The organism is Brucella sp. HL-2 (assembly GCF_025846885.2).
Lineage (GTDB): Bacteria > Pseudomonadota > Alphaproteobacteria > Rhizobiales > Rhizobiaceae > Brucella > Brucella quorumnocens.
In genome coordinates, this window is sequence record NZ_JAOYTK010000024.1 from 26,092 (window position 1) to 43,009 (window position 16,918).

Below are 16,918 nucleotides of genomic sequence, written 5' to 3' on the forward strand. Positions count from 1 at the left end.
GGCTTTATTTATTGTCATGCTCAGAAGAACGTCTTGGCTGCAGTTTCAGCCAAACCGCCAAGCCAGCCGCCAATCAATCCATAGAACAGAACGAATGCACCCGAAGCGAGCAGTACCAGACGAAGCTCGATTGCCGGTGTAACGAAGGTCGTTACCGGCTCATCGAACCACATGATCTTGATCATGCGCAGGTAGTAGAACGCGCCGACAACGGAAGCGACAATACCGATGATTGCGAGCGGATACAGACCCACTTCAACGGCTGCGACGAAGGTGTACCACTTACCGAAGAAGCCAGCGAGCGGCGGAATACCTGCAAGCGAGAACAGCATCATGGTCATGATTGTTGCCATAACCGGATTGGTCCGCGACAGGCCTGCCAGATCTTCAATCTGCTCGACATTGCCTTCCTTTGTCCGCATGGACAGGATGAAAGCAAAGCTACCAAGCGTCATGACGAGATAGATCAGCATGTAAAGCGCAACGCCGCGAACACCAACAACCGTACCAGCTGCCAGACCAACGAGCGCATAGCCCATGTGGCTGATCGATGAGTAAGCCATCAGGCGCTTAATGTTACGCTGGCCGATAGCAGCAAAGGCACCCAGCACCATCGAAGCGATTGCGACGAAAGTAATGACCTGCTGCCAGTCGTGGGTGACAGGAGCGAAAGCGCCTTCCACAACACGAACGATCAGAGCCATTGCAGCCATCTTAGGGGCAGCAGCAAAAAACGCGGTTACAGGTGTTGGCGAACCTTCATAAACGTCCGGCGTCCACATATGGAACGGAACGGCAGAAATCTTGAAGCAAAGGCCTGCCAGAATGAACACCAGACCGAAGACCAGACCGAGCTGACGCTCGCCACCGGAAATAGAACTGGCGATTTCCGCAAAGCCGATGTGACCAGTGTAGCCGTAAACAAGGCTGATACCGTAAAGCAGCATGCCCGAAGAGAGCGCACCCAGAACAAAGTATTTCAGTCCGGCTTCTGTCGAACGAACGCTGTCACGATTGAAAGCTGCGAGCACATAGAGTGCGAGCGACTGCAGCTCGAGCCCCATATAAAGCGTCAGCATGTTGGATGCTGATACCATGATGAGCATGCCAAGCGTCGCAAGAACGATCAGCACTGGGAACTCGAACTTGTCGAACTTCTCTTCACGCGCAAAACCAACGGACATGACGAGCGTCACGATAGAGCCGATCAATGTCAGCACTTTCATGAAGCGTGCGAAACCATCGTTCACAAAGCTGCCGCCAAAGGCGATACCGTTGTGCGGGAAGATAACGACAAGAGCCAGTGCAGCAATCAAAACGGCGACAGCGAGCCCATTGACGAGTGTGGAGGCGCGCTCTCCGGAGAACACGCCGATCATAAGCAATGCCAGCCCGCTCAGCGCGAGGAGAACCTCGGGTGCTGCGAGAGACAGGGAAGCAATCAGGTCGGTTTGCATCGGGCCTTTGCCTTTACTACTGCGCCAGCGTAGCGCTAGCGGCATTCGCCAGCGCTGCGTCGTAATTATTAACCAGTGCATGCACAGCGCTTGCGGTCGCATCGAAGACCGGCACTGGATACACACCGAAGAAAATGGTGAGGATCACAAGCGGATACAGGATCAGCTTTTCACGCGGGCTGAGATCGAGAAGGCCTTTGAGGCTTTCCTTGGTCAGCGCACCGAAAACCACGTTGCGATAAAGCCACAGCGCATAGGCTGCCGACAGAATCACACCAGAGGTTGCGAACAGAGCCACCCACGTATTGACGCGGAAGACACCGAACAGCGTGAGGAATTCACCGATAAAGCCTGACGTACCCGGAAGACCGACATTCGCCATCGTCAAGATGAGGAATGCAACGGCATATTTCGGCATGTTGTTGACGAGACCGCCAAAGGCCGAAATCTCACGGGTATGCATACGATCATAGATCACGCCGACACAAAGGAAGAGTGCGCCTGAAACGATACCGTGCGAGAGCATCTGGAAGATTGCACCCTGCACACCCTGCTCATTGGCTGCGAAAATACCCATGGTGACGTAGCCCATGTGCGCAACCGAGGAGTAAGCAATCAGCTTCTTGATATCTTCCTGCACCAAAGCAACGAGCGAGGTGTAGACGATAGCAATTGCGGAAAGTGCAAAGACGAATGGAGCGAAATCGGCAGATGCCAGCGGGAACATCGGCAGCGAGAAGCGCAGGAAGCCATAGCCACCCAGCTTCAGAAGGATACCGGCCAGAATAACCGAGCCTGCCGTTGGTGCTTCAACGTGCGCGTCCGGCAACCAGGTGTGAACCGGCCACATCGGCATCTTTACAGCGAACGATGCGAAGAATGCCAGCCATAGCCACGTTTGCATGCCTGCAGGGAAATCGTACTTGAGCAGCTCCACGATATTCAATGTACCGGCTTGCCAGTACATTGCCATGATCGCGATCAGCATCAGTACCGAGCCGAGCAGCGTGTAGAGGAAGAACTTGAAGCTTGCATAAACGCGGCGCTTGCCACCCCAGACACCGATGATGATGAACATCGGGATAAGGCTTGCTTCAAAGAAGACGTAGAACAGGAACAGATCCAGCGCGCAGAACACGCCGATCATGAGCGTTTCCAGAATAAGGAACGCGATCATGTATTCCTTGACGCGCTTGTCGATAGCGATCCAGCTTGCCAGCACGCAGAAAGGCATGAGGAAAGCAGAAAGCACGACGAAGAGCATCGAAATGCCGTCAACGCCCATGTGGTAGGAAATCCCACCACCGAGCCAGTCGACCTGTTCGACCATCTGGAAGCCTGGATTTGAATTATCAAACCCAGCCCAGATAACCAAAGACAGAATGAACACGAAAACCGTAGTCAGCAGCGCAACATTCTTAATGTTACGACGCGAGGCTTCGCTGTCATCCTTGATGAGAAGGATCAACAAGGCGCCGACGAGCGGCAGAAATGTGACCGTAGAAAGAATTGGCCAATCGGTCATCAGAGAGAGCTCCCGAGCATCATCCAGGTGACGAGCGCGGCGACGCCGATAAGCATCGCGAATGCGTAGTGATAAAGGTAACCAGACTGCATCTTCACAACGCGACCTGTAACATCAAGAACGCGTGCAGCGACACCGTTTGGACCGTATCCGTCGATAATCTTGCCGTCGCCGACCTTCCAGAAGAAGCGGCCGAGCCAACGTGCAGGACGAACGAAGATGCGGTCATACAGTTCGTCGAAGTACCACTTGTTGAGAAGGAACTGGTACAGACCGCGATGACGTTCTGCGAGTGCCTTCGGAATGTGTGGTGCTCGGATATAGAACACCCAGGCCGTAACCAGACCGATCACCATCGCGATGAAAGGAGACAGCTTAACCCACAATGGAACGTGGTGATAATGATCCAGGATTTCATTGCCTGGAGCGGTGTAGAGCGCGCCCTTCCAGAACTCTGCATATTCGTGTCCGAAGAAGTATTCCTTGAAGACGAAACCAGCAAACAGAGCACCAACAGCAAGCAGCAACAACGGAACGAGCATCACTGGCGGCGATTCATGCACATGATGCATGACTTCAGCGGAAGCGCGTGGCTTGCCATAGAAAGTCATGAAAATCAGACGCCATGAATAGAAGCTCGTGAACATCGCTGCGATAACCAGAAGCGTGAAGGCGTAACCTGACGCAAGGCTGTGCGATGCGAAGACCGACTCGATAATAGCATCCTTCGAGAAGAAGCCAGCCGTACCGATGATCGTTCCTGGAACGCCCAGACCCGTAATCGCAACAGTACCGATCATCATCATCCAGTAGGTGATTGGGATCAGCTTGCGCAGACCACCCATGCGACGCATGTCCTGCTCGTCCGAAACGGCATGGATAACCGAACCGGCGCAAAGGAACAGAAGTGCCTTGAAGAACGCATGCGTGAAGAGGTGAAATACAGCCGCGCCATAAGCGCCGACACCCAGAGCCGCAAACATATAACCAAGCTGCGAACAGGTCGAATAAGCGATAACGCGCTTGATGTCGTTCTGCACAAGCGCAACTGTTGCAGCAAAGAATGCTGTCGTTGCGCCGATAATCGTCACGATCAACAATGCGGTGTGCGAATGTTCAAAGATCGGCGACAAACGTGCAACCATGAACACACCCGCGGTCACCATCGTTGCCGCGTGAATAAGTGCGGAAACAGGTGTCGGGCCTTCCATCGCGTCAGGAAGCCATGTGTGCAGCAGGAACTGCGCGGACTTACCCATCGCCCCCATGAAAAGCAGCAGGCAAACAACAGTAAGGGCTGTTTCCTTGTGCAGTTCATAGCCGAGGAAGTTGAGAACAACCGCACCGGTATCGGCAGCACCTTCAGCAGGCAAATAATTCGCAGCAGCAGCAAAGATCGTGTTGTAATCGACCGACTGGAACAGTGCGAACAGGCCGAAGATACCGAGCAGGAAGCCGAAGTCACCAACGCGGTTGACAACGAAGGCTTTCATTGCGGCGGCATTTGCCGATGGCTTCTGGAACCAGAAACCGATCAGAAGATAGGATGCCAGACCCACACCTTCCCAGCCGAAGAACATCTGAATCAGATTGTCCGACGTTACCAACATAAGCATGGCGAAGGTGAAGAGCGACAGATAGGCAAAGAAGCGCGGACGATGCGGATCGTGGTGCATATATCCAATCGAATAGATATGCACGAGTGCCGACACCGAGTTGATCACGACAAGCATGACGCCGGTCAACGTATCGACGCGCAGCGCCCAATCAAAGGACAGCGAACCGGACGTAACCCAATGAAGCACGGGGATACGAACCGTTTCGGCATCGTGGCCGAGCGGGATTTGAAAGAACACGACCCATGACAGGATCGCAACGATCACCATCAGGCCGGAAGTAAGATATTCACTCGCTTTGGCACCAATCTTGTTGCCGAAAAGACCGGCAACAAGAAAGCCAATAAGCGGAAGGAAGACGATCGCGTTATAGAGCATTTGCCCGTCAACCTTTCATAACATTGACGTCTTCCACCGCGATAGAACCGCGATTACGGAAGAAAACAACGAGGATTGCCAGACCGATAGCCGCTTCTGCAGCTGCAACAGTCAGAACGAAGAGCGCGAAAACCTGCCCGACCATATCGCCAAGCACAGAAGAAAACGCCACGAAGTTGAGATTGACCGAGAGGAGGATCAATTCGACAGACATCAGGATGACGATGACGTTCTTGCGGTTTAAGAAAATACCGAAAACGCCAAGTGTGAACAGGATGGCTGAAACGGTCAGATAATGAGAAATACCGATTTCCATATTCTTATCCTCAGATGCCTTTGCCCGTTTCGACCTTCTTGATCTCGATCGCCGTTTCAGGCGTACGAGCAACCTGATCCGGGATCGACTGGCGCTTTACATTTGGCTTGTGCCGCAGCGTCAGAACGATCGCACCGATCATGGCAACGAGAAGAACCAATCCGGCAATCTGGAAGTTGAAAACGTAGTCGGTGTAAAGAATGTCACCGAGGGCTGCAGTGTTGGTGCGTTCTGCGAGATCAGGGATAGGAACCGAGCCCTGCCCCAGCTTAGGAGTGAACATCGAACCTGCGAACACAACGATCAGCTCGCCAAGCAGGATCAGACCAACAAGAGCACCAACCGGCGCATATTGCAGCGCACCACGCTTGAGCTCAGAGAAATCGACATCCAACATCATGACGACGAAGAGGAAGAGAACCGCCACAGCGCCGACATAAACGACAAGCAGGATCATGGCGAGGAACTCGGCCCCCGTTAGCAAGAACAGTGCCGCCGCATTGAAGAAAGCGAGGATCAGAAACAGCACCGAATGCACGGGGTTGCGCGCCGCAATCACCATGAACGCGCTGGCGATCATGATAAAGGCGAACAGATAAAAGAACGCTGCCGCAATACCTGTCAGCATGGGGATCCCCCAACACCTTTCCGTGGACAAAGCCCTATTGCTTTGCCCGCTTTAGTCTTTGTTTGTCGCGAAAAATCGCGAAACTTAAATTCAGGCAACAAGCGAGGCTGCCCCCTCTTGTTGCCGCTTTTCAAACCGGATGCCGAAACAGAGGTTTCAGCAAAACCAATCAGCGATATGGCGCATCTATAGCGATGTTGCGCGCAATTTCGCGTTCCCAGCGATCGCCATTGGCAAGGAGCTTGTCCTTGTCATAGTAGAGCTCTTCGCGGGTTTCGGTCGCAAACTCGAAGTTCGGACCTTCAACGATCGCATCTACAGGGCAAGCTTCCTGACAGAAGCCGCAATAGATGCACTTCACCATATCAATGTCGTAACGCACCGTGCGGCGCGTGCCATCATTGCGGCGGGGACCCGCTTCAATGGTGATAGCCTGCGCCGGGCAGATCGCTTCGCAAAGCTTGCAGGCAATGCAACGTTCTTCGCCGTTGGGATAACGACGCAGCGCGTGTTCGCCACGAAAACGTGGAGAAATCGGACCCTTTTCATGCGGGTAGTTCAACGTCGCTTTTGGCGCGAAAAACTGGCGCATGGAGAGGAAGAAAGCGCCGACGAATTCCTTGAGAAGGAGTGATTTCGCGGCCTGTGCGAAAGAAGCCATTTTTCTTTCTCCTTACACCAGATCGAAGACTTTAATGACGGTCGCGGTCAGAACAACCATGAAGAGCGAGATCGGCAGGAATACTTTCCAGCCCAGACGCATCAACTGGTCGTAGCGGTAACGCGGTACGAAAGCCTTCACCATAGCGAACATGAAGAAGCAGAAGCAAAGCTTGAGCATGAACCAGATGATGCCCGGAACCCAATTGAGGAACCATACGTCAACCGGAGGCAACCAGCCGCCAAGGAAGAGCGTCGTCATCAGGGCGCACATCAGCGTGATCGCCACATACTCGCCGAGGAAGAACAGAAGGAACGGTGTGGACGAATACTCGATCATATGACCGGCCACGAGTTCCGATTCAGCTTCGACAAGGTCGAATGGCGGGCGGTTCGTTTCAGCAAGTGCCGAAATGAAGAAGATCACAAACATCGGGAACAGAACCAGCCAGTTCCAGTCGAGGAACGAAGCCGGCAGTCCGAGCGATGTACCGATACCCGTATTCTGCGACAACACGATATCTGTCAGGTTAAGCGAGCCAACCGTCAGAAGAACCGTAACGATCACAAAACCGATCGACACTTCATAGGAGACCATCTGCGCTGCCGAACGAAGTGCACCCAGAAACGGATACTTCGAGTTCGAGGCCCAGCCGCCCATGATAACGCCATAAACTTCAAGCGAAGAAATAGCGAAGATGTAAAGCAAACCGACATTGATGTTGGCGATTGCCCAACCTTCATTGACGGGAATGACCGCCCAGGTTGCCATTGCCAGCACAGCGGAAATGAAAGGTGCAAGAAGAAACACACCCTTATTCGCGCCGGATGGAATGATCGGCTCTTTGAAGACGAACTTCAAAAGATCGGCAAAAGCCTGAAACAGACCCCATGGGCCAACGACGTTCGGTCCACGGCGAAGCTGCACGGCTGCCCAGATCTTACGATCCGCATAAAGCAGGTAAGCCACGACGATCAGCAATACGACAAGCAGAACGACCGACTTCAGCGCTATAATCAGCGCGGGCAAGACGTAAGCTGCAAAAATTCCGTCCATTATTCCGTCTCTCTCTCGCTTACTCAGCTGCCTGTTGGAAGCTGCCGGCCGCAAGCGCCGAGCACTCGGCCATGACAGCGGAAGCACGCGCGATTGGGTTCGTCAGGTAGAAATCCTTGACCGGGGAAACGAACGCAGCGCCGCCACCCAGGTTGGTTGCCTTACCAGCCAGCGCGACCAGATCGTCGGCAGCGGCAGGTGCAACAGTGTCAATGGCCATCATATGCGGGTAATCTGCATAGAGCTTGGCGCGAAGCTGTGCCAGCGAGTCAAATGGCAGACGCTTGCCGAGCGTGTCGGAAAGAGCGCGCAGAATTGCCCAATCTTCCTTTGCTTCGCCCGGTGCGAAACCAGCACGGTTGCCGAGCTGCACGCGACCTTCAGTGTTAAGCCATGTACCCGATTTTTCGGTGTAAGCCGCACCTGGCAGGATAACGTCAGCCGCATGTGCACCGGCATCGCCATGCGTACCGATATAGACAACGAAGCTCGAACCCTTGCTTGTCATGTCGAGTTCGTCTGCACCAAGCAGAAACACAACATCAAGATTGCCGAGCATTTCGCCTGCAACCTTGCCGCCCTCACCCGGCACAACGCCGAGATCAAGAGCACCGACGCGCGAAGCTGCAGTGTGAAGGACCGAGAAGCCGTTCCATTCGCCATTGATCGCGCCGACATCTTGCGCGAGCTTTGCAGCTTGAGCCAGAACAGCAGCGCCGTTTTCGCCAGTCAATGCGCCCTGACCAACAATGATCAGCGGACGTTCGGCTTTCGCCAGCACGTCGCGGAATGCATTTTTGCCGGAAGCGACAGCTGCAAGTGTGTCTGCACCTGCGCCAAGATATTCGTAGTTGTAACGCAGTTCAGCCTGTTCACCGATCAGAGCGATTGGGAAATGGCCCATGCGCTGACGCTTGCGAATACGAGCGTTCAGAATAGCCGCTTCAACACGTGGGTTGGAGCCGATGATCAGAAGAGCGTCAGCATTTTCAATGCCTTCGATCGTCGTATTAAAGAGATAGCTTGCACGACCCAAAGCTGGATCAAGTGCTGCGCCATCCTGACGGCTATCAATATTGGCAGAACCAAGCGACGCGATCAGGCTCTTCAGAGCATAAAGTTCTTCAACCGAAGCCAGATCGCCAGCAACAGCCCCGATCTTGTCAGAAGATGTTGCCGAAACCTTGGCAGCGATTGCTGCAAAAGCTTCAGGCCACGATGCTGCTACCAGACGGCCATCCTTACGCACATATGGGCGATCAAGGCGCTGGGTGCGCAGACCATCCCAGATGAAACGGGTCTTGTCGGAAATCCACTCTTCGTTCACGGCTTCGTTGACGCGTGGCATGATGCGCATCACTTCACGACCACGGGTGTCAACGCGGATGTTCGAACCAACTGCATCCATCACGTCGATGGTTTCAGTCTTGTTCAATTCCCACGGACGCGCCTGGAATTCATATGGACGCGAGGTCAGAGCACCAACCGGGCAAAGGTCGATGACATTGCCCTGCAGCTCCGAAGTCATAGCGCGCTCGAGATATGTGGTAATTTCAGCATCTTCACCACGACCAATGAGGCCGAGTTCAGAAATACCAGCCACTTCGGTCGTGAAGCGGACGCAGCGCGTGCAGTGAATGCAGCGTGTCATCACAGTCTTGACGAGCGGGCCGATATACTTGTTCTCAACCGCACGCTTGTTTTCGCGATAGCGTGAACCGTCGGTACCAAACGCCATTGCCTGATCTTGCAGATCGCACTCACCTGCCTGATCGCAAATCGGGCAATCGAGCGGATGGTTGATGAGCAGGAATTCCATCACGCCTTCGCGGGCCTTTTTGACCATCGGCGTGTTGGTGAAAATTTCAGGTGCTTCGCCATTCGGGCCGGGACGCAGATCGCGTACGCCCATAGCGCAGGATGCAGCCGGCTTTGGCGGTCCACCCTTCACTTCAACAAGGCACATGCGGCAGTTTCCGGCGATGGAAAGCCGTTCGTGGAAACAAAAACGCGGGACTTCCGCCCCCGCGGCTTCGGCAGCCTGAAGGAGCGTATAGTGATCGGGTACTTCGATCTCTGTGCCGTCAACCTTAATATTTGCCATCGCTTATCCAAACCTGCGGCTCTTGCCGCATCTTCCAGATGTCAAACTCTATTACGGCCCGTGGGAGACGGACCGCACCACACAATGCGTCAGCCTTATTCCGCTGCTTCCAGACGGATGTTGCGGCTCTGAACAGCGTTGCGCGTATAATCGTCAATGCGCTTTTCAATTTCCGGACGGAAATTGCGGATCAGGCCCTGAATAGGCCATGCAGCAGCATCACCAAGCGCGCAGATCGTGTGACCTTCAATTTGCTTGGTCACATCAAACAGCATGTCGATTTCGCGCTTCTGCGCGTTACCCTTGACCATGCGTTCCATGACGCGCCACATCCAACCCGTACCTTCACGGCAAGGCGTGCACTGGCCGCAGCTTTCATGCTTGAAGAAAGCTGCAAGACGAGCAATTGCCTTGATGACGTCAGTGGACTTGTCCATGACGATCAGACCGCCGGTTCCGAACGACGATTTTTTGTCGCGCATACCGTCGAAATCCATGATGGCGTCCATCATGTCTTCGGCCTTAATAATCGGGCATGATGCGCCGCCAGGAATGACTGCAAGCAGATTGTCCCAACCGCCGCGAATACCGCCGCCATGCTTTTCGATCAGCTCGCGGAAGGTGATGCCGAGGCCCTCTTCCACGGTGCATGGCGTATTCACATGACCGGAAATCTGGAACAGCTTCGTGCCGACATTGTTCGGACGACCGATCGACGAGAACCATGCGCCGCCGCGACGAAGGATCGTCGGAGCAACAGCAATCGATTCAACGTTGTTCACTGTCGTCGGGCAGCCATAGAGGCCCATATTCGCAGGGAAAGGAGGCTTCAGACGTGGCTGACCCTTCTTGCCTTCAAGGCTTTCCAACAGAGCGGTTTCTTCGCCGCAGATATAAGCGCCAGCGCCGTGATGGAGAAGAATCTCCATATCCCAGCCGCACTTATTGTTCTTGCCCAGAAGACCTGCATCGTAACATTCGTCAATCGCTGCCTGAAGCGCTTCACGCTCACGCATGAATTCGCCGCGCAGATAGATATAAGCAACGTGAGCGCCCATGGCGCAACCGGCGATAACGCAGCCTTCGATCAGCGTATGCGGATCGTGGCGCAGAATTTCGCGGTCCTTACAGGTGCCCGGTTCGGATTCGTCGGCATTGACGACGAGGTAATGCGGCCGGTCCGTAACTTCCTTCGGCATAAAGGACCATTTCAGGCCGGTCGGGAAGCCAGCACCACCACGACCACGAAGGCCAGATGCCTTCATCTCGTCGATGATCCAGTCACGACCCTTGTCGATGAAGCCTTTGGTGTTATCCCAATGGCCACGCGACATAGCGCCCTTCAGGGACATGTCCTTGAAGCCATAGATATTGGTGAATATGCGATCCTTATCAGCCAGCATGTCTCACCTGTTTCCGTTTCTGTTTGCCAATGTCGAAGTCATCATACGGGCTTCTTTCCGAATACCTTGATGTATTCTTCGACGCCGCCCTTGGCCAAAGCCTTGGCCTGCTTAACCCAGTCTTCGCGATCAATGCGACCGTGGAAGCTCAGATAGCCGTCAACCCATTCGCGCTCGGCTTTCTTCCAGGAAGCAACCTGCTTGAAGGTGAAAACACCCAGCTCATGCAGGGTTTCCTCAATCTTCGGGCCGACGCCGGAAATAAGCTTCAGATCGTCAACAGCTTCTGGACGCTCAATTGCTTCCGGACGGTTCTTATCGTCAAGCTTGTAATCTTGCTTGCTGTCAACCGAAGCAGCCTTCTCAGCAGCGTTTGATGCCTTAACATCAGACGGCGTCTTGAGGCTTGGATCGGTTTCCGTAGCATTGGTCACTGGTTTGGCTGCATTCGATGGTGCAACGTTCTTGGCTTCTTCCGCAGCTTTCGCTGCAGCTTCTGCCTTAGCCTTTGCTTCAGCTTCCGCCTTGGCTTTGGCTTTGGCTTTGGCAACTGCAGCATCGGATGCCTTACGGGTTTCCAGACCGATCTTCTTGTAGTCCAGATCTTCAGTCAGCGCTGTTAGACCGCCCATAGGTTCAGACGTAATACGCCCATCCTGCGGACCCGTCTTAACAGTGTCGCCCTTACCTGCTTCGAACGCATCGATAATTTCAGCAAGGCGTTCCGGTGTCAGGTCTTCATAAGCGTCCTTGAAGATCATGACCATCGGTGCATTGACACAAGCGCCCTGGCATTCAACTTCTTCCCACGACAGCGTGCCTTCGGCGTTAAGCTCAAAAGGATCGTGGTGGATTTTATGACGGCAAACATCCATCAGTGCTTCCGAGCCACGCAACATGCATGGCGTGGTGCCGCAAACCTGAATGTGCGCGCGCGTGCCAACTGGCTTCAGCTGGAACTGCGTATAGAAAGTAGCGACTTCGAGAACGCGGATCAGCGGCATATCGAGCATGTTTGCGACATGTTCGATAGCAGCCTTCGTGACCCAGCCATCCTGCTCCTGCGCACGCATGAGCAAAGGGATAACAGCCGACTGTTGGCGGCCTTCAGGGTATTTTGCGATCGTCTTGTGCGCCCAGTTCTGGTTTTCCGCGTTAAAAGCGAAACCAGCCGGCTGGACGGCATCATCTGCGAGACGGCGAACGGACATCAGCGGTCAACCTCACCAAACACGATATCGAGCGAGCCAAGAATTGCCGACACGTCAGCCAACATGTGACCGCGGCACAGGAAATCCATGGCCTGAAGATGGGCAAAGCCCGGGGCGCGCAGCTTGCAGCGATAAGGCTTGTTGGTGCCATCCGATACGAGGAAGACGCCAAATTCACCCTTTGGTGCTTCGACAGCTGCATAAACTTCACCAGCAGGCACGTGATAGCCTTCCGTATAAAGTTTGAAGTGATGGATGAGCGCTTCCATCGAACGCTTCATCTCGCCGCGCTTCGGCGGCACGATCTTGTTATCGGTATTGGAGACAGGACCTACGCGTTCCTTGCCGAGCAGAAGATCAACGCACTGGCGCATGATGCGGGCCGATTGGCGCATTTCTTCCATACGGATCAAGTAACGGTCATAGCAGTCACCGTTCTTACCGATCGGAATATCGAATTCCATTTCGTTGTAGCATTCATAAGGCTGCGACTTGCGCAGATCCCATGCTGCACCCGAACCACGAACCATGACGCCCGAGAAGCCCCATGCCCAAGCATCATCAAGCGAAACAACACCGATATCGACGTTACGCTGTTTAAAAATGCGGTTTGGCGTAATCAGATCGTCGAGATTGGCAAGCGTGGTATTGAGGAACGGATCGATCCACTTGCCGATATCTTCCACAAGTTGATCAGGCAGATCTTGATGAACACCACCCGGACGGAAATAAGCTGCGTGCATACGTGCACCACAAGCGCGTTCGTAGAACACCATCAGCTTTTCACGTTCTTCAAAGCCCCAAAGCGGCGGCGTCAGCGCACCAACGTCCATAGCCTGCGTGGTCACGTTAAGAATGTGATTCAGAATACGGCCGATTTCCGAGTAAAGCACGCGGATCAGCTGGCCACGCTTAGGCACGTCAACGCCGAGCAGGCGTTCGACAGCGATCGCATAGGCGTGTTCCTGATTCATCGGCGCCACATAATCGAGACGGTCGAGATAAGGCAAAGCCTGAAGATAGGTCTTCGTTTCCATCAGCTTCTCGGTGCCGCGATGCAGCAGACCGATATGCGGATCGACACGTTCAACGACTTCGCCGTCGAGTTCAAGAACTAGACGCAAAACGCCGTGCGCAGCCGGATGCTGCGGACCGAAGTTAATATTAAAGTTGCGGACCTGAGTCTCAGCCATGTTCAGCTTCCTGTTTGGCTGCTATCGCCGTCAAGAATTCCTCGCCGGTCATCCGGTGGGTCTTGTTGGCAAAATCGTAATTTGCAGGCTTGTTATCGATGAAGATTTCTTCGGCAAAATGAAACAGCTCCGGCTCGGCAAAAGCCTGCATGGACACCATCGTCATTCCATCGTGCACACTGCGCCAAAACAGCGAGGCACCACACTTCGAACAAAAACGACGCTCACCCCACTCTGAAGAGCTATAGGTCGCAAGCGCAGCTTCATTTTCAATCTCGACCGAAGTACCACAGTTCACAGCCATAAACGCGCCACCGGACCAGCGACGGCATATGCTGCAATGGCAAACGTCCATTTCCATCTTCGCAGGAGAGGCTGTGAATTTCACCTCTCCACAAAGACATTGGCCGTTCAATCTTTCGACAGAGCCCATCATCTCACCTTAATTCGTCTTTGCCTTCTCGTCGCCGGGCAGGACGTAGTCAGTCCCTTCCCACGGCGAGAGGAAGTCGAAATTGCGGAATTCCTGTCGCAGAACGACAGGCTCGTAAATGACGCGCTTTGCTTCATCGCTATAGCGAACTTCAACGAAACCAGTCGTTGGAAAGTCCTTGCGCAGCGGATGACCTTCAAAACCATAATCGGTCAGAATACGACGCAGATCAGGATGGCCGGAGAACAGGATGCCATACATGTCGTAAGCTTCACGTTCGAACCACTCGGCACCGACATAGACAGACACTGCAGACGGCACCAGCGTATCTTCGTCAGCGCGAACCTTAATGCGGATACGAAGGTTCTGACGTGGAGACATGAGCTGATAGACAACGTCGAAGCGCTGTACGCGCTGCGGATAGTCTACGCCGGAAATATCCGTCAGGTTCACGAACTGGTACTGCACGTCATCGCGCAGGAACGTGAGAACGCTGATCAAGCTTGCAACTGGAACGCTAAGCGTCAGCTCACCATAAGCCAGATTCGCCTCTTCGATCGCATCGCCGAGACGTTCCTTGATATAGCCGGAAAGTTCACCAAGAGCTTCTTCGCTCATATCTCTAACTTCCTTCTTTAGAACCCGACCCATCCTTGGGAAAACAGATCGACTTCTAACAAACCCTCTTGCACAATTCAGACAGCAACGGCCCGATTAGCGCTCGATAGTACCAGTACGGCGGATCTTCTTCTGAAGCATAAGAATGCCATAAAGCAGCGCTTCCGCGGTTGGCGGGCAGCCTGGAACATAAATATCGACTGGAACCACACGATCGCAGCCACGCACTACAGAATAAGAGTAGTGATAATAGCCGCCACCATTGGCGCAGGAACCCATCGAAATAACATAGCGAGGCTCAGGCATCTGGTCATAGACCTTACGCAAAGCCGGAGCCATCTTGTTGGTCAGTGTACCTGCAACGATCATGACGTCGGACTGGCGCGGAGATGCGCGTGGCGCAATACCGAAACGCTCAGCATCATAGCGCGGCATGGAAATATGCATCATTTCCACAGCGCAGCATGCGAGGCCGAAAGTCATCCACATCAGCGAGCCCGTACGTGCCCAGGTGATCAGAGCGTCAGCAGAGGTGACGATGAAGCCCTTGTCGGACAGTTCGCTGTTGAGATCATTGAAGAATGCGTCATCGGAGCCGACAGGCTTGCCCGTGCGAGGGTCAAGAATACCCTTTGGCTGCGGGGCAATGAGCGTCGAACCCGACGCCTGATTTGTACCGGTCAATCCCATTCCAGCGCTCCCTTCTTCCATTCGTAGATGAAGCCGATGGTCAAAACACCAAGGAAAAGCATCATCGACAGAAAGCCGAACCAGCCGATTGCGCCGAAGGACACAGCCCACGGGAACAGGAAGGCGACTTCGAGATCGAAGATAATGAAGAGAATCGACACCAGATAGAAACGGATGTCGAATTTCATGCGAGCGTCATCAAAGGCATTGAACCCACACTCGTAAGCTGAAAGCTTTTCCGGGTCGGGCTGTCTGTACGCGACAAGAAACGGCGCAACCAGAAGGGCTACACCAATTACCATCGCGATGCCGAGAAAGATGACAATCGGCAAATAGGAACTTAAAAGCTCGTTCATGATCCTTATCCGGCTTGAATACGAGGCTGCGCCGCCTGTCATAAGCTTTTTAGAGCCTACCACCATGCGACACATTGCATCTCTTGCGACCTCGTCGCCTCAAGCAGCTTCAAAAGGCATGCCGTGCGAACTTAAGTATTTGGCGGGACGGTTAGCGCAGCATGCGCGCGAGCGCAAGCCCTCCAACACGAACAGGCGGGTATAGTCCGGCCAAGATGCTTAATAAGAGGCAACATCAAGCCCATATATGCCACCCAAACCCCATATAGCACGAAAACATCATAATTTCGTGAGGAAAAGGCAAACAGCGATCTTTCGCCATTATCCACCCGATAGAATCAATCGATTTAAATCATTCGGCTCATTCTTGTGACCGATTCAGATGGATCTCAACGCGCGTCAAAGAAAGTAAAGCGTGCAGAAATGTGTAGCGATAATGCAATCCTCAGCGGACAAACTTTATACGCCGGATTTCATATGAGGCATAAGCCTCAACAGCATTTCAGACTCTCTTTATATATAGGGGTCAAAATCGAGCCCCATATCTGAAAGGCATAACAGCGCCCTGCCCCGCTGAATGAAACATTCTCCGCGTTCGGAAAATTATCACCGCGATCGTTACGGTTTTTGGAAAGATTTGGCGCATGTGAGCCAACGCGCAAGATTACTTGCCTTCAATTAACTGGGCGCACCTCTAAAATCCCATGGATCGCACATAGCGACATCGGCTCAGCACGCAGAATCGATGACTTTCAAAATTTATGTACCCGAAAGGACTGACTTTCAGCCTTGGGTGCCGGACAGGATTCGCAAGGAGAGAGCGTTGGGCACATATCTGCTCGCCAGCGGCGACGTTCTGGTCATTCTGGCCGGAATCCTCTCCGTCATTTATCTCTCGTTGAAGAAGAAGGCAAAATAGCCTCAGCTTTCAGCACGGAATCACATCGCTCTTTGGCCCGTGAACCCCATTTTTTGAGGCAAACTCACAAACGCAAAAAACGCTGAATCAAAACGATGACTGCAGCGATCTAACTCAAATATTTAGTAGATAAGGAAAAGAACGCGAGGTGCGCCATTTTCATCAAGATTTCTGTTTGATTTCCTGAATGAAAATGGCGCGAGTGACGGGGCTCGAACCCGCGACCTCCGGCGTGACAGGCCGGCACTCTAACCAACTGAGCTACACCCGCGCATTTCATTTTCAGCCGCTTGGCTGGGTAGTCACCGGCGTTTCCGTTCGGTGTGAGCGGTCGTTTAAGGGGTTCTCTCACCA

At 53.5% G+C, this 16,918-nt stretch carries 15 protein-coding genes and 1 tRNA gene; all 16 read right to left on the reverse strand.

What is annotated here, in order from left to right:
• Window positions 1-20: 20 nt before the first annotated feature.
• The 16 genes from nuoN to OIV19_RS18980 all read right to left on the reverse strand — a co-directional run bounded on the left by nuoN (window position 21) and on the right by OIV19_RS18980 (window position 16,835).
• The gene (gene nuoN, locus OIV19_RS18905) at window positions 21-1,457 is read right to left on the reverse strand and encodes an NADH-quinone oxidoreductase subunit NuoN (protein ID WP_095446447.1); all 1,437 of its coding nucleotides are present in this window, start codon (window positions 1,455-1,457) and stop codon (window positions 21-23) included.
• A 16-nt stretch (window positions 1,458-1,473) separates the two neighbouring features.
• A complete protein-coding gene (locus OIV19_RS18910) occupies window positions 1,474-2,982 on the reverse strand; it encodes an NADH-quinone oxidoreductase subunit M (RefSeq protein WP_095446446.1) in 1,509 nt (502 codons plus the stop codon).
• Window positions 2,982-4,976: an NADH-quinone oxidoreductase subunit L gene (nuoL, locus tag OIV19_RS18915; RefSeq protein WP_095446445.1), complete on the reverse strand. Its 1,995-nt coding sequence runs from the start codon at window positions 4,974-4,976 to the stop codon at window positions 2,982-2,984. Before nuoL ends, OIV19_RS18910 begins: the two co-directional genes overlap by 1 nt.
• Window positions 4,977-4,983: 7 nt before the next feature.
• On the reverse strand, window positions 4,984-5,292 hold the full coding sequence (gene nuoK / locus OIV19_RS18920; RefSeq protein WP_007874552.1) for an NADH-quinone oxidoreductase subunit NuoK: 309 nt from the start codon (window positions 5,290-5,292) through the stop codon (window positions 4,984-4,986).
• A 10-nt stretch (window positions 5,293-5,302) separates the two neighbouring features.
• Complete coding sequence (locus OIV19_RS18925; RefSeq protein WP_024897483.1) at window positions 5,303-5,920, reverse strand: NADH-quinone oxidoreductase subunit J; 618 nt, start codon at window positions 5,918-5,920, stop codon at window positions 5,303-5,305.
• Window positions 5,921-6,089: 169 nt separating this feature from the next.
• The gene (gene nuoI / locus OIV19_RS18930) at window positions 6,090-6,581 is read right to left on the reverse strand and encodes an NADH-quinone oxidoreductase subunit NuoI (protein ID WP_094576849.1); all 492 of its coding nucleotides are present in this window, start codon (window positions 6,579-6,581) and stop codon (window positions 6,090-6,092) included.
• 12 nt (window positions 6,582-6,593) lie between these two features.
• Window positions 6,594-7,637, reverse strand: coding sequence for an NADH-quinone oxidoreductase subunit NuoH (gene nuoH / locus OIV19_RS18935; protein ID WP_095446443.1), 1,044 nt, complete (start codon window positions 7,635-7,637; stop codon window positions 6,594-6,596).
• 19 nt (window positions 7,638-7,656) lie between these two features.
• Window positions 7,657-9,741, reverse strand: coding sequence for an NADH-quinone oxidoreductase subunit NuoG (nuoG, locus tag OIV19_RS18940; RefSeq protein ID WP_264232861.1), 2,085 nt, complete (start codon window positions 9,739-9,741; stop codon window positions 7,657-7,659).
• A 95-nt stretch (window positions 9,742-9,836) separates the two neighbouring features.
• Complete coding sequence (gene nuoF / locus OIV19_RS18945) at window positions 9,837-11,144, reverse strand: NADH-quinone oxidoreductase subunit NuoF (RefSeq protein WP_095446441.1); 1,308 nt, start codon at window positions 11,142-11,144, stop codon at window positions 9,837-9,839.
• A 41-nt stretch (window positions 11,145-11,185) separates the two neighbouring features.
• Window positions 11,186-12,355, reverse strand: coding sequence for an NADH-quinone oxidoreductase subunit E (locus OIV19_RS18950; RefSeq protein WP_264232863.1), 1,170 nt, complete (start codon window positions 12,353-12,355; stop codon window positions 11,186-11,188).
• Window positions 12,355-13,548 (reverse strand): NADH-quinone oxidoreductase subunit D, encoded by a 1,194-nt coding sequence (locus OIV19_RS18955; RefSeq protein ID WP_095446439.1) that lies wholly within the window; start codon window positions 13,546-13,548, stop codon window positions 12,355-12,357. Before OIV19_RS18955 ends, OIV19_RS18950 begins: the two co-directional genes overlap by 1 nt.
• Window positions 13,541-13,981 carry a GFA family protein gene (locus tag OIV19_RS18960; RefSeq protein WP_498831065.1) on the reverse strand — a complete coding sequence of 147 codons (441 nt, stop codon included), beginning with the start codon at window positions 13,979-13,981 and terminating at the stop codon, window positions 13,541-13,543. The genes OIV19_RS18955 and OIV19_RS18960 overlap by 8 nt, the downstream gene beginning before the upstream one ends.
• A gap of 9 nt (window positions 13,982-13,990) precedes the next feature.
• Window positions 13,991-14,599, reverse strand: a complete 609-nt coding sequence (locus OIV19_RS18965; protein ID WP_264232865.1) for an NADH-quinone oxidoreductase subunit C — start codon at window positions 14,597-14,599, stop codon at window positions 13,991-13,993.
• Between the two features lie 96 nt (window positions 14,600-14,695).
• On the reverse strand, window positions 14,696-15,289 hold the full coding sequence (locus OIV19_RS18970; RefSeq protein ID WP_024897475.1) for a NuoB/complex I 20 kDa subunit family protein: 594 nt from the start codon (window positions 15,287-15,289) through the stop codon (window positions 14,696-14,698).
• Window positions 15,280-15,645, reverse strand: coding sequence for an NADH-quinone oxidoreductase subunit A (locus OIV19_RS18975; protein WP_007874537.1), 366 nt, complete (start codon window positions 15,643-15,645; stop codon window positions 15,280-15,282). Before OIV19_RS18975 ends, OIV19_RS18970 begins: the two co-directional genes overlap by 10 nt.
• A gap of 1,113 nt (window positions 15,646-16,758) precedes the next feature.
• A tRNA-Asp gene (locus tag OIV19_RS18980) sits at window positions 16,759-16,835 on the reverse strand.
• Between the last annotated feature and the right edge of the window lie 83 nt (window positions 16,836-16,918).